Raw genomic sequence first — 13,130 nt, forward strand, 5'->3', positions numbered from 1 at the left:
ATGAACTATCCTCCAAAACACCATCAAGAAACGGATTTTAAGAATATTGTAGAAACGATCAAAAAGTATCCGTTAGCGACGTTGATTTCTGCCAAAGACAGCGAAATTTTCACCACACATGTTCCCTTGATTTATAACGCTTCTGGCAGAGAATTCGGTACGTTGATTGGACATATTGACAAGTTCAATCCGCATATTGAATTGCTACAAGAGCACATTCCCGCGCAAGCGATATTTCACGGACCTAACTGCTATATTTCTCCGAACGTGTACAGCACGCCACAATTCCCCACATGGAATTATGTCAAAGTACATATTTCGGCGAAAGTCACACGCATTCCTGCTAATGAAAAAGTACTAGATTCTATTGCGAATATGACCGCTTTTTTAGAAACTTCGGCACAACCGTTTGTCTTAGACACTGAAAGTCCGAGAGCGCAAACACTTGCCGATTATATTGTGGGAATAAAGTTAGAAATTACTTCGTGGGAAGGAAAGTTTAAGTTATCACAAGATAAATTACCTAAAGACACCAAACTCGCAAAAGAGGAATTAATACAAGAAAGCCGCAAAGATATTACGGCTTTTCTCGACAACATAGTGTAAATTATACTAAGTTTTACAGGATGTTTTTTAACGTAAGTTTTAGTTTGTTTTATTGCAACTCGTACGATATGAGTCGTTTTTCTATGGTGTGTAGTGGTCTACTTGCCCATGATGATGTGGTAAATACTTCGCCTACACCGTCCATTCGGTAGTATTTACTAGTTCCTATAGAACGTTCATCTTCAGCATTTGTTCTTGTATATAAATTCATATAATAACAATCAAAATCGCCAGCAGGTGTATTGATCATCTCACTTGCATCAGAACGTTGAAAAATAAGTCGATCATTGGTATACATCTGTAAAATATGTTCTGTAGTATCGCCCACAGGAGCAAATTGCACTTTCCCACTATCATTAATCAAATACCCAAGAGAATCTCTCAAATATTCAAAGTGTTCCCCATTTGGTGAACAAAAGGCAATATTGGATTCATTACCTGAAGTACGTCTTCTAAATTTAAAGAATACATTCCCGTTAATTTCCTCTGTCCCAACAATGTTTACAGAGTCAATGACACTGACATCATTGAACACTTCTGATTGTGGATTTTCCCTTTCAAAATGGTGATACACCCAAGAGTTTCCAACTTTTAATGCATAAATGCCGCCATCGTCTTCAACGACGGTGGTATCATCATCATTGGAACAAGAAGTACAACATAGAAAGATTGCTAGACACGCTAGTAGAAATGGTTTTTTCATAATTAATTGGTTTTAGTAATTTAAAAAAAGTAATTATGAAATATGCGCGCTCGGTTTTATGGTTACTTATTTTCAGAAACGCAAATTCTTACAGTTTAGTGTATGTGTGCTGAAAATTCTTCAAAATCAAGTCCGCCATAGTTTCCTGAGCTCATCAATAACACTGCGGTATTGTTTAAGTTTTGATTATATAAATAGGCTTTGAATTCGGCTGGATCGGTGTAAATTACCAAATCGTCTCGTTGAAAAGCAGCGGCAATTTGCGCTTCCGAAACTTCTTCCAATTGTTTTATTTTTACTGCGTGCGGCGAATAGAAAACCACGGCTTTGTCTGCCGCGTCCAACGCGCCTTCGTATTCTTTTAAAAACTCCGCGTTTAAACTGCTGTATGTGTGCAATTCCAAACATGCCAATACCGTACGATCTTGATATTGCTCTTTCACGGCTTTTGTCGTTGCTTTTACTTTACTTGGCGAATGTGCAAAGTCTTTGTACACTACCGTAGCATTGTTCGCTGCGATTTTTTCCAATCGTTTGCTCGCACCTTTAAAAGTAGAAATAGCTTCGTAGAAATCTTCTTCGTCCACTCCAATATGTTGGCAAATCCATTTCGCGCCAGCGAGATTATTGAGGTTATGCTTCCCGAAGATTTCAATTGGCATAAAACCATCAGGCGTTTCTAAGAGCGTTTCTCCATTTTCAATGGTATAATTAGGGGTTTTGTAGCTTAGCTTACGAATCGGATTCTCGGAAGCTTCCACTACTTTCACAACTTCTGCATCTTCTTCGTTGTAATTGATGCTTCCGCCTCTGGTGATGGAATCGACAAATATTTGAAATTGTTCCACATAATTTTCAAACGTTGGGAACACGTTGATATGATCCCACGCAATTCCGCTCAGCAAGGCAATATTTGGTTTGTATAAGTGAAATTTAGGTCTGCGATCAATTGGAGAAGATAAATATTCGTCGCCTTCTAAGATGATAAAATCATTTTCTTCCGTCAAATGCACCATCGTGTCAAAACCTTCCAATTGCGCGCCCACCATATAATCGACGGCAATATCATGGTAGTTTAATACGTGTAAAATCATCGAAGTAATCGTCGTTTTTCCGTGACTTCCACCAATGACAACGCGGGTTTTGTATTTGGATTGCTCGTATAAAAATTCTGGATACGAATAAATAGTGATACCTAATTCTTGCGCTTTTAGCAATTCGGCATTATCAGGTTTGGCGTGCATTCCTAAAATAATGGCGTCCAAATCTGTCGTGATTTTTTCAGGAAACCAACCAAACGTTTCTGGCAGCAAGCCTTTGGCGTTCAATCGTCCTTTAGATGGTTCAAAAATAACATCGTCACTTCCTGTAATTTGGTATCCTTTTGCGTGCAACGCAAGTGCTAAATTGTGCATGGCACTTCCGCCAATGGCTATAAAATGTATTCGCATCGTATCTAAAAATTCTGAAAGTGTAAAGATAAACCGCTTTTTTGTTTTTTGGGAATTTAATTTTAATGGAAAAACGGGACTTTTTTCGGATGAATCGACAAGTTTTCCCTGAAATTTCTTACTTTTAGATCGTAACTTTTATATAAAACCTATTACCAATACCAATAAAACTTATGAACAACGAAAAAATCAACGCGTTCTTTAATGACATTTTCATCGACAAGTTTTTAGTCAACTTCGTTCCAGGACTCATCCTATTTTATGCACTCTATTCTTTTATCAGCTTTTCTACAGGAGATGGACTGCTGTCTTTACTAATCATTACAATAATCTCATGGATATTGGGATTATTATTAGAAATGGTTTTTTATGGAAAGACCTATAAAAATCGTCGTGTAGGTATTGCATTTACTATAGATGATAGCTTGCGTTTACTATTTAGTAAAATTGGTCTTAGCATTATCATTGCAGTGTTTATTTCTATTTTTATGCCTGAGATTTTGCAACAAATTACGAAAACCGAAATACGTCCATTTGAGACAAGCTTTTTTGAACGAAAAGAAGCCGATTTAAGAATCGTTTTTATGTTTATAAAAGGCTTCGCTTTTATAGCTGTCGGAATGTATTTATATCTACGCTATCCAAATAAAAATCCTGACAAAATAGAAGAATAAGGCATGAAAAAAATTATCAATTTCCTTAAAAACAACTAGACTTTATACGCTAGCTTATTCATAACTATAGCTTATACCTTGACTAAATTATATAGTAAAAGCCAGATTTAGTATTTCAGATGTACTAATTACTTTTTTTGTAAGCTTATTTGTGGTTTGGTCATTTATTAAAGCACCAAAGAAAACTCAGCAATAAATCGTATTTTTATAGGAATGAAAAAGTTACGGAGTGTATTTTGCATACTTCTGTTCCAAATTGCTATAAAAAAACGATCTATGAAAACCTTTGTTAGTACACTCCTACTCTGCTGTGTTGCATTCTGTAACGCACAAGTAACTCTTGGAAAGAAAGATACTTCTTGGAATATTTTAGTCGATGGAAAACCTTTCCCCGTGAAAGGCGCCACATTTGGTCATGAAAATGACGTGGCGAATTATGACAAATATTTTAAAGATTTGCAAGAACTTGGCGTGAATACACTTCGTACGTGGGCAACTGGAGAAAATACCAAAGCATTTTTAGACGCTGCTGCAAAATATGACATTAAAGTGATGGTCGGCATTTGGATGCGACACGGACGTCCAGGCATGGAAGATGACGATAGCTTTGATTATCTACGAGATAAAGACGGTATGGAAGCGATGTACGATTTTTCTATAAACGTAGTGAAAATGTACAAAGATCATCCTGCGGTGTTGACTTGGGGCGTTGGGAATGAAGTGTACCTCAACATGGCAACAGACGAAGAGAAAGAAGCGTATTCTAAATTCTTGGAACGTGTGTGTAGCAATATCAAAAAGCTCGATCCCAATCACCCAATTAGTTCTACAGAAGCATGGACGTTTGGTTTGAAATGGTGGCAACAATATGTGCCTTCAATTGATATTTATGGCTTGAATTGTTATGGCGCAGGCGCAAATTTTCTTCAAGAGGAATTAGAAAAAAGAAACATTGACAAACCGTACATCATTACCGAGTTTAATGTGCAAGGTGAATGGGATATTAAAAATGAAGTCAATGGTGTGAAAGTAGAACCATCTGACGAAGAAAAATACACTGCCATTGCTGATGGTTATAAAAATTGGATCGTTACAAAACCCAATTGTTTAGGCGTATACGTATTTCATTATGCAGATGGAAACGATTATGGAAGTCCGTGGCTATTTACACATCACAGAGGTTTGTATCGTCCGACCTATTGGGCAATTCGCAAAGCATTTACAGGAAAAAAACCGACGAATGCCATTCCGAAAATTGAAACCTTTCAACTCTCCAACGAAACGATAAACAGTAACACATGGATTCCTATCACTTTGGAAGTTTCTGATGCCGAAAATGAAGCTTTAAATATTAGCTTCTATTACAATCAACATACAGGAAGTCGCAAACGGAGAAGTCAAATTCATAAAGTAAACCATAGAGGTTCGCTAAAAGACGGATTTGAAATTCAAGTCCCAAAAGAACATGGCGCGGTAAAAGTGTATGTTAATGTGCAGGATACTTTTAACAATGTGGGCATTGCTTCTACGGGCATTCAAGTGAATGATGCCGAATCTAAAAACAGAAAATACTTAGTTCCAAAAGTGCATGCGCCTTTTTATGTGTATAAAGATGGTGATGAACTTCCTTATATTCCCACAGGCTATATGGGCAATTATCAAGCGATGAAAGTAGACATGCAACACACCACAGAAGTATATTCGGGAACATCCGCTATTAAAATTGAGTATACAGAACGAAGTGGTTGGTACGGACTTGCCTTTGTAGATCCTAAAAATGATTGGGGAACTACACTTGGCGGATATACTATTGAAGGTGCTACTAAGTTTTCATTTTGGGCAAAAGCAGATCGTGATGGTGTGACCGCAAAAATTGGTTTTGGATTGATAGAAAAAGACAAACCTTTTCCTGACACCACTATACAATCTGAAAAAATTACATTGAGTAGCAAGTGGAAAAAATATACACTAAAAATAAAACGCGCTGATTTAAGCTGCATCCGTTCTGGCTTGGTACTTTTCTCTAATAGTTACGGACATCCGCAAAGTATTTACCTTGATGAGGTGGTTTTTGAGTGATGGTTTAAAAAGTATTTCCTAATATCGTTGGAAAGTTTGTCGCAGTGCTGCAAGAACGTTTCAAACGCAGGGGAAACCTTCTCGCAAAGCTGCAAGAACGTTTTGAACGCGGGGGAAACCTTCTCGCAAAGCTGCAAGAACGTTTTGAACGCGGGGGAAACCTTCTCGCAAAGCTGCAAGAACGTTTCGAACACGGGGGAAACCTTCTCGCAGGGCTGCAGGGACGTTTCCAACGTTGCGGGAAGCTTGTTGCATTGCTGCGAGAAGGTTTCCCCAGGATTTTTATTGCGAATTCTTCAATAAAACAACAAAAAAACACCATTTTATTACGAATCTTTCAAAATGAAGTTTTGCAAGTTCAATGTTAAAATGTATTGGATATCAATATGCTTTACACTACTTTTAAAGAGTATCACAAAAACACCTAATATATGCCAACAAACAAACTCTCCATTGAGGAAATGGTCGCACAAATAGACACTACAGTCGATCCTGACTTTGTTTATGCGTTTCAAAAGACAAAGTTTGTACCTTCAGATGGAAAAACCTTACTAATTATGGGACAAACGGTGGAAGGTATTACCGAATACCTCGATCATTTTTCCAAGGAAACCATTCCTGGAGGTTGGGCAGCGTATTGGGCAGTTACGGAATTCAATGGTGTAACAGAAACACATACCAACGAAACCAACAGTTCGCAAAACCACCAAATGTTGGTGGATCAATTTCCAAACACGGTTTTGCAAAGTGCGCTTTGGATGGTTGGAAAATTGGACATTGATAAAAATGTGAGTCATGGCAAATATGATTCCGTACTACAACAATATAGTACGTGGGCAAAATCAATCAACCGACCGATCTATCTTCGCATTGGCTACGAGTTTGATGGTATGCATAATGAATTAGAACCCGAAATTTATATAAAAGCCTACCAATATATTGTTGATTTTTTGCGGAATGATGGTGTGGAAAATATTGCCTTTGTCTGGCATTCGTATGCTTCCAAACCGTATAAAGACTATCCTGCATCTAACTGGTATCCTGGCGATGAGTATGTGGATTGGGTTGGAATTTCTGTCTTTGGACACGCTTACGACGATCCCAATTTTGGCAACTATTGCGATGCTGTAATGGAACATGCTAAAGTGTATAAAAAACCCGTCATGATTGCAGAAGCCAATCCGATTAAAGGTATTGAACCAAAAAGTGATGCGGCTTGGACAGATTGGTTTGTCAATTTTTTCTCTTTTTGTTATGAAAAAAACATCAAAGCGATTAGTTTGATCAACGAAAACTGGCAACGCTTGCATATTGATGGTATTGGCGAATGGAAAGACGGACGTTTGCACAATAACCCCAACGTGGCAAAAGCATGGTTTTTGGAGACTGACAAAGAACGTTATTTGAAGCAGTCAGAAACACTGTTTAAGGAGTTGGGATATGAGTAACTCTTTATATGTAAAATTGGGCTTGATTTTGTATAATAAAAAAGTAGTATCTTGGGTATTTCTAACGCAACCCTTATGAATAGAATTACAGTGATATTCATTGTTTTGTGCAGTTCAGTTCAGTTTCTGATCGGTCAAAACATCGCCTAATAATAAGCAAAAGTAATTGCTTGTGCTCGCCTACTTAAAAAAATTCTCAAAGATTTTTTATTCAATTTGTATTTGCTAAATTATACCAATTTTTCTACAAGAAGCGAAGTTGCTTTGGTATTATAGAACGCTGCGAATGTTTTGCATAGCCTTAGCCACGGAAAATAGTCGCAAGGAAATAGAATGCTGAATGAACGCGCTTATTTGTTGCATCTTATAGTAAAATTGGTATTAGATATGTAAACACCATATACAACACACCATCCACAACCCAAAAAAATGCTAACAAAACACATCTTACTAGGCTTTATATTTGGAGTATCCATGTCGTTTATTTCATGGATCGTGGGCATGATTGTAAATAGTTTCTTGATGAAAACGGCATACTATAAAAAGCTATCGAACCTAAATTTCATCAAAAGTAAACGCTTGAACAAACGTATCGGAATCAACTTCTTTCGGTGGATTGTAAAAAATACATTCTTCAAATTCTTCAATCAGAAAATTAAGGTCCAAAACAAACAAACGGATTTAACCGTGATTCGCTATGAAATGACGCTTTCTGAAATCAGTCATCTCATCGGATTTGCCTTTGTGACGATTGCCGCCATCTATCAAAGTATTAGCGTAAGTTTTGTATTTGGACTGATCATGATGATTCCAAATATTCTCATGAATTTATATCCTTCCTTATTACAGCAAGAAAACAAACGGAGAATTGACAAGGTATTGCAACGACAAAAACGTGCTCAAAAAACACAACAACTTCCATAGCAACTAAAATTTTCCTACCTTTCTTCACTGTATGAAGCAACCTATGAAAATCCTTTTTTTCTTATTAACGATTCTTGCAACTACTTCTTTGTATGCGCAAAAAAGTCTCAACGATGTTTTTGCCAATTGCCTCATTTCAGATACGGAAAGCAATATACAACGTGCGAATCCTATTTTTATCATTGCCATAGATGAAGCCAATAACCGCATCAAAACAAATTACAAAAATCTAGAAAACCTGCTCGTAGAAGCCACCGAAAAGCAATCGTGGTTTATCACGCAAAGTGAAGAAGCAGCTACGATTGTAGAAATAAAAAATGTAGATGTGAAAAGCGGTTGGATTACGCTTGGCGAAACCTACGCAGGTGTTTTTAATATGGACGAAGGCGAAACCTTGGAGTTTTTCAATCCGTTTGTCAATTACAAAATCATCGGAAACGAACCGTTGCTACAACCGTATCCAACACACATTAAAGACGCATATATTAATTACATTCAAGCGGGCGGCATCATCAAAAGAGCCAAAAATGAGTATGTATTGCTCACGCCCGTAATTTTTGGCGCACACAAAACAAGAGCTATTTATTATGCTACAAGTTCCGACTTGGAAAATTGGACGTTTCAAGAAAAGAAAATAGTGGATACTTCGCAAATTGCGTTTGCCAAAAAAGAAGGAAATGTATTCAGCACCGGAAATCCGTTGCCACTAAAAAACGGTACGTATTTGGTTTTACTTGGCGTAGAACAGCCTAACGGAAACTACACGTCTGCATACATGATCTTGAATGCAACACTAGATATTGTGCAAGCGCCACAAGAAATTAAAATTCCCGAATGGCATGGCGAACAGCAAAATAGTTTTCCGTTGGCAATCACAAAACACAACGGAGTCTACAGAGTATTGTTTCACAGAAGAAGCAAACGGTTTATTGAATCGGAAGTACATGAAATCACTACAAAAAACATTCTAAAAGCATTCAATCAAAACAAAGGTATCAGTTCGTCTAAAATCATACAAAAAGCCAAAGACGAAACAGGCTATATTCGCGGAAAAGCGGATGATGCGAGTTATATTACCTACAATTCAAAACTGTATATTTTATTGGGAAGCGAAGAGTTGCCTTCGGAATATTTGACATCTTTCAATCGTGAATATGGGTTGCTTTCGCTGGAAAATGACGAATGGATTCACGATGCGCGCAGTCCGTTGCTTGTCAATCCTGTAAACATCTACAATAAATATCCGGAATACGAATGGACATCTGATCACTTAGGTGGATTTGTGTCGCCTATAGTTCACGAAAATCACTTGTATCTATTTTTAACCTTCGGAACCGACAATCCTGACTATTTGTTAGCGGGAATCAAAATAAAAACGAACTAACCAACACTACCAATTATGAATATCATCGACCTTTCCAAACCGATTCAATACAATAAAAATGATCCTTGGTTTATGAAAGTCAAAATTAAGCACAAACCACATCGAAAAGCCAAATGGTTGCTTCGTATTTTGGGCTTGCCTTTTAAATTATTTCCCAAAGGATTTGAAGGTTGGGCAGATGATACGATCAAAAAAATGGGCGTACATGCTACCACACATATTGACGCACCTTGGCACTACTCGCCTACTGTGAATGGTGAAAAAGCCAAAACCATTGATGAAATTCCGCTCAATTGGTGTTACGGTGACGGCATTGTGATCGACATGAAACACAAAGTAGATTTTGATGCAATTACCGTAGCAGATATTACCACATTTCTTTCGGAACATAAGCTGAGTATACAACCAAACATGATTGTGTTGATTAAAACTGGAAGAGACAAATTTAATGGCTCAAAAGATTTTCATAAAATCGGCACAGGCATGAGCGCGGAAGCCACAGAATGGCTCATTGATCAAGGCATAAAAGTCATGGGAATAGACTCTTGGGGTTGGGATTTGCCGTTACCTTACATGCTAAAAAAAGCAAAAGAAACAGGAAATTCAGAATTTTTCTGGGAAGCGCATTTAGTTGGACAACGCAAAGAATACTGTCACATGGAACAATTGGTCAATTTAGATGCCTTACCCTATTCAGGATTTAAAGTAGCTGTATTTCCTTTAAAAATTGTCGGAGCTTCTGCTGCACCAGCGCGTGTGGTTGCCATGATGGAATAATACCAATTTACTATAAAAACGGACATGAATACAGATATAAATACATGTAAAGAATGTAAAAGCGCATATTACACGGATGTTTCTGAAAAGAAAAATTTGTGCGCTACTTGTGCACACTATTTATACGGTAAAGAACGCTGTTATCACCGATTTGAAGGTGGAGAACGCTGCGCAAAATGTTATTGGGATGGCACTTTTTCTGAACGTATCAAAGGCATTATCAAAAGAAATAACAAAAAACTTAAAAGCATAAACATAAGTATCTTTATGGCTACTGTAGTACTTGTTATTTCCACACCGTTAACTGTAATAGGAATTATTTATATTGACACTACACTGTTAAGTCTTGCAGAATATTCCTTTTCAAGAAATGTTTTACTCCTTTTAAGTGTTTTTGGAGTCTTAGTTTCTATTCCATTTTTAAGGAAAGCAAAAGCGCATAAAAAACAATTGATCAAAGAAAATCCGTATTTAGATTCATATTGAACTACGAATTGATAAATGTTGCCATTACTAAAAATTTTTACTTAAATTGAAACATTACACCAAAAACCAATACGTATACAATACACACACAAACCTTAAACTAAAAACACTATGGATATCTCTATTATTCTGATTGCTATTGTAGTCATCGTCCTCATTGCAGTAGCTGCTGTATACAACAGTTTGATCGGCAGAAGAAATCAAGTTCAAAATGCGGAAAGTTCTATTGATGTCATGCTGAAAAAACGATATGACTTGATTCCGAATTTGGTAGAAACCGTAAAACAATATATGAATCATGAGAAAGATTTATTAGAAAACATCACTGCACTTCGATCAAAATTAGTCACTTCTTCATTGGACAAACCCGAAAGACGTGCATTGGAAAGCGAATTATCGCAAGGTTTACAACAACTTAACATCAGTGTTGAAAATTATCCAGATTTAAAGGCAAACGAAAACTTTTTAAACCTTCAATACAACTTAAACGAAATAGAAAGTCAATTATCGGCTTCTCGTAGAGCGTACAATGCTTCTGTGTTAGACTATCACAACGGTTTAGACAAATTTCCTTCCAACATCATCGCTGGTTTTTTTAACTTTAAAAGAGAAGAATTTTTTGATATCATTCCTTCTGAAAGTAAAAACCCAAACGTAAAAAATTTATTTGACAATTAATGATATCGGAAGAAGTAAAAGGCAGATACGCTGCCATTCTGACAACCTTCAAAGCGGCTAAAAGAGATATTTTTCAACGATCAAAAAAGAATTGGAAAACCACGCTTTTTGTATATCTTGGTTTGGTCGTAGTAGGTTTGTTTTTGGTTATGTTTGATGTGATTAGATTTCAAAATCAGTACATGTTCCTAATTATATTGTTAGCACCTGCGATCATTTTTGCCATTCCTGCTATTATTTCCTCCACGCTCAAAGGAAAATGGGTAGAAAAATACAAGGATGAGGTTTTAAAACCCATTGTAGAAGCACAATTTCCAGGTATTGTATACGAAGATGAACTTCATATTTCCAAAAGCATGTTTAATGCGAGTAACCTTTTTACCAGACCTGATCGGTTTAATGGAGAAGATTTATTCAGTGGAAAACTAGACGCGACACAATTTGTTTTTTCAGAAATTCACGCCGAAGAAAAACATACCCGCAGAGATAAAAATGGCAACACAAAAACTTCGTATACAACCATCTTTAGAGGTTTGTTTTTAATTGCAGATTTCAACAAGGAAATTCACAATGAAACCTATGTCTATTCTTCGGGTGGAAAATGGTTTTCAAGATTCAAACGCGTTCGATTGGAAGATCCCGAATTTGAAGATCGCTTCAACGTATACAGCAACGATCAAGTGGAGGCGAGATATATTTTGACACCTAAAATGATGCAACGTATTGTAGATTTGGAAGATCGGTTTGATGCCAACATGTATCTTTCATTTCGTGGACACCATGTATATATTGCCATCAGAGAGTCGTACAATATGTTTGAAGCGAGTATTCATGATGATGTCAGCTTTCCGCAAATTCAACGCTTTCTGGAAGAAGTGAACAGTATATTAGAAATCATCAACGACTTGGATTTAAACTTGAGAATTTGGACGAAGCGATAGTTTTATCAAAGAAATCTAATAAATTACATCTCCAAAATCGCTTCTTTATGCTCCTCAAACGGATCTAGTTTTTCTTCCGCCAAGGCTTTATTAATCCACTCCAACGCTTTTTGCTTATTGCCGCGATGTTTGGCGATTTGTGACAAACGGTAATACGCCCAACACACTGGAACACCATCTTTTGCGGTATAATTGGCAATGTAGGTATTCAAGCACTTCTCGCCTTTATCCAACTGAATATTATAATCGGCAGCCACTTTTCCTATTTGATAATGCATGCCATTTCGTTGGTGTTTTTGGTGTGACTTTTCAAGGTTTGAAATTGCTTTCAATGGCTGATTTTCCTTTACATACAACTCGGTCAACTTATCATAGCACGTTACAGAACCGCCAACTTCAATCGCTTTCTTATAATATTCTTCCGCTTTTTCAGGCTCGTCATCGTATTCGTAAATATATCCTTTTGCCAAATAACCATCTACTTTCGAAAGATTTTCCAACTCATTGGCATATTTCATCGACTTCTTATAGCTGCCGCCAATAATACCTGGCAACTGCATATACAATTCCACCATTGCCCAACGCACTTCAATATGTGTAGGATCGAGTTCGGCAGCACGTTTAAACGAGCGTTTCACATCACCAATCAAACCGATCGCTCTCAGTTTACTTACTTCCAGCGCTTTCATGCCTTTTGCACCACCAAATTTATAATGATAATTGGCATTAAAATCGTCCATTTCTACCAAAAGCTCATAATTTTCAATAGCGCCATCCCACTTTTTTTGGAATCCGTACGCGTCACCTAGCAATTCGATCAACTGACGATCGTTGGGCGCATTGGCAACAGCTTCTGTTAAAATAGTTTCAGCTTTGCTATATTGTTTTTGATCAAATAATTGTTGTGCAGTTTCCGCAGTTGTTTGACTTATAGACAACATCGGAATACATAAGAGGAGTAAAAAAAAATGCTTCATGT

14 protein-coding genes are annotated in these 13,130 nt (G+C 37.0%); 11 read left to right on the forward strand and 3 right to left on the reverse strand.

The window, feature by feature from the left end; all coding sequences use genetic code 11:
* A complete protein-coding gene (locus KORDIASMS9_RS00500) occupies positions 1 to 606 on the forward strand; it encodes an FMN-binding negative transcriptional regulator (RefSeq protein WP_114900970.1) in 606 nt (201 codons plus the stop codon).
* Positions 607 to 655: 49 nt separating this feature from the next.
* Here the strand turns inward: KORDIASMS9_RS00500 and KORDIASMS9_RS00505 are convergent, their stop codons facing one another.
* Both KORDIASMS9_RS00505 and murC read right to left on the reverse strand, forming a co-directional pair.
* Complete coding sequence (locus tag KORDIASMS9_RS00505) at positions 656 to 1,309, reverse strand: hypothetical protein (protein ID WP_114900971.1); 654 nt, start codon at positions 1,307 to 1,309, stop codon at positions 656 to 658.
* Positions 1,310 to 1,404: 95 nt separating this feature from the next.
* A complete protein-coding gene (murC, locus tag KORDIASMS9_RS00510; protein WP_114900972.1) occupies positions 1,405 to 2,760 on the reverse strand; it encodes a UDP-N-acetylmuramate--L-alanine ligase in 1,356 nt (451 codons plus the stop codon).
* 173 nt (positions 2,761 to 2,933) lie between these two features.
* Between murC and KORDIASMS9_RS00515 the strand changes: the two genes are divergently transcribed.
* The 10 genes from KORDIASMS9_RS00515 (at position 2,934) to KORDIASMS9_RS00560 (ending at position 12,151) form a co-directional block, all read left to right on the forward strand.
* Positions 2,934 to 3,434, forward strand: coding sequence for a hypothetical protein (locus KORDIASMS9_RS00515; RefSeq protein ID WP_114900973.1), 501 nt, complete (start codon positions 2,934 to 2,936; stop codon positions 3,432 to 3,434).
* A gap of 276 nt (positions 3,435 to 3,710) precedes the next feature.
* Positions 3,711 to 5,513 (forward strand): glycoside hydrolase family 2 TIM barrel-domain containing protein, encoded by a 1,803-nt coding sequence (locus KORDIASMS9_RS00520; protein WP_114900974.1) that lies wholly within the window; start codon positions 3,711 to 3,713, stop codon positions 5,511 to 5,513.
* A 44-nt stretch (positions 5,514 to 5,557) separates the two neighbouring features.
* The gene (locus KORDIASMS9_RS22970; protein WP_162819694.1) at positions 5,558 to 5,881 is read left to right on the forward strand and encodes a hypothetical protein; all 324 of its coding nucleotides are present in this window, start codon (positions 5,558 to 5,560) and stop codon (positions 5,879 to 5,881) included.
* A gap of 63 nt (positions 5,882 to 5,944) precedes the next feature.
* Positions 5,945 to 6,961, forward strand: a complete 1,017-nt coding sequence (locus tag KORDIASMS9_RS00530) for a glycosyl hydrolase (RefSeq protein WP_114900975.1) — start codon at positions 5,945 to 5,947, stop codon at positions 6,959 to 6,961.
* Between the two features lie 429 nt (positions 6,962 to 7,390).
* The gene (locus tag KORDIASMS9_RS00535) at positions 7,391 to 7,885 is read left to right on the forward strand and encodes a hypothetical protein (RefSeq protein ID WP_114900976.1); all 495 of its coding nucleotides are present in this window, start codon (positions 7,391 to 7,393) and stop codon (positions 7,883 to 7,885) included.
* A 43-nt stretch (positions 7,886 to 7,928) separates the two neighbouring features.
* Positions 7,929 to 9,269 (forward strand): hypothetical protein, encoded by a 1,341-nt coding sequence (locus KORDIASMS9_RS00540; protein WP_162819695.1) that lies wholly within the window; start codon positions 7,929 to 7,931, stop codon positions 9,267 to 9,269.
* A gap of 15 nt (positions 9,270 to 9,284) precedes the next feature.
* Entirely contained in the window at positions 9,285 to 10,046 is a 762-nt protein-coding gene (locus KORDIASMS9_RS00545) for a cyclase family protein (protein WP_114900978.1), read from the forward strand.
* Positions 10,047 to 10,070: 24 nt separating this feature from the next.
* The gene (locus KORDIASMS9_RS23590; RefSeq protein ID WP_205318021.1) at positions 10,071 to 10,532 is read left to right on the forward strand and encodes a hypothetical protein; all 462 of its coding nucleotides are present in this window, start codon (positions 10,071 to 10,073) and stop codon (positions 10,530 to 10,532) included.
* Positions 10,533 to 10,643: 111 nt separating this feature from the next.
* On the forward strand, positions 10,644 to 11,210 hold the full coding sequence (locus KORDIASMS9_RS00555) for a LemA family protein (RefSeq protein ID WP_114900979.1): 567 nt from the start codon (positions 10,644 to 10,646) through the stop codon (positions 11,208 to 11,210).
* The gene (locus KORDIASMS9_RS00560) at positions 11,210 to 12,151 is read left to right on the forward strand and encodes a DUF3137 domain-containing protein (RefSeq protein ID WP_114900980.1); all 942 of its coding nucleotides are present in this window, start codon (positions 11,210 to 11,212) and stop codon (positions 12,149 to 12,151) included. The genes KORDIASMS9_RS00555 and KORDIASMS9_RS00560 overlap by 1 nt, the downstream gene beginning before the upstream one ends.
* Before the next feature lie 23 nt (positions 12,152 to 12,174).
* On the opposite strand, the gene KORDIASMS9_RS00565 is transcribed toward KORDIASMS9_RS00560, so the two are convergent.
* Positions 12,175 to 13,128, reverse strand: a complete 954-nt coding sequence (locus KORDIASMS9_RS00565; protein ID WP_114900981.1) for a lipopolysaccharide assembly protein LapB — start codon at positions 13,126 to 13,128, stop codon at positions 12,175 to 12,177.
* Positions 13,129 to 13,130: the final 2 nt, after the last annotated feature.

The organism is Kordia sp. SMS9 (assembly GCF_003352465.1).
GTDB lineage: Bacteria > Bacteroidota > Bacteroidia > Flavobacteriales > Flavobacteriaceae > Kordia.

Excerpts from the sequence above, each read along its gene's own strand:
- KORDIASMS9_RS00565 (WP_114900981.1), bottom strand. The coding sequence starts at position 13,128 with ATGAAGCATTTTTTTTTACTCCTCTTATGTATTCCGATGTTGTCTATA.
- KORDIASMS9_RS00530 (WP_114900975.1), top strand. The coding sequence starts at position 5,945 with ATGCCAACAAACAAACTCTCCATTGAGGAAATGGTCGCACAAATAGAC.
- murC (WP_114900972.1), bottom strand. The coding sequence starts at position 2,760 with ATGCGAATACATTTTATAGCCATTGGCGGAAGTGCCATGCACAATTTA.
- KORDIASMS9_RS00545 (WP_114900978.1), top strand. The coding sequence starts at position 9,285 with ATGAATATCATCGACCTTTCCAAACCGATTCAATACAATAAAAATGAT.
- KORDIASMS9_RS00535 (WP_114900976.1), top strand. The coding sequence starts at position 7,391 with ATGCTAACAAAACACATCTTACTAGGCTTTATATTTGGAGTATCCATG.
- KORDIASMS9_RS00540 (WP_162819695.1), top strand. The coding sequence starts at position 7,929 with ATGAAAATCCTTTTTTTCTTATTAACGATTCTTGCAACTACTTCTTTG.
- KORDIASMS9_RS00505 (WP_114900971.1), bottom strand. The coding sequence starts at position 1,309 with ATGAAAAAACCATTTCTACTAGCGTGTCTAGCAATCTTTCTATGTTGT.
- KORDIASMS9_RS00560 (WP_114900980.1), top strand. The coding sequence starts at position 11,210 with ATGATATCGGAAGAAGTAAAAGGCAGATACGCTGCCATTCTGACAACC.
- KORDIASMS9_RS23590 (WP_205318021.1), top strand. The coding sequence starts at position 10,071 with ATGAATACAGATATAAATACATGTAAAGAATGTAAAAGCGCATATTAC.
- KORDIASMS9_RS00515 (WP_114900973.1), top strand. The coding sequence starts at position 2,934 with ATGAACAACGAAAAAATCAACGCGTTCTTTAATGACATTTTCATCGAC.
- KORDIASMS9_RS00555 (WP_114900979.1), top strand. The coding sequence starts at position 10,644 with ATGGATATCTCTATTATTCTGATTGCTATTGTAGTCATCGTCCTCATT.
- KORDIASMS9_RS00520 (WP_114900974.1), top strand. The coding sequence starts at position 3,711 with ATGAAAACCTTTGTTAGTACACTCCTACTCTGCTGTGTTGCATTCTGT.
- KORDIASMS9_RS00500 (WP_114900970.1), top strand. The coding sequence starts at position 1 with ATGAACTATCCTCCAAAACACCATCAAGAAACGGATTTTAAGAATATT.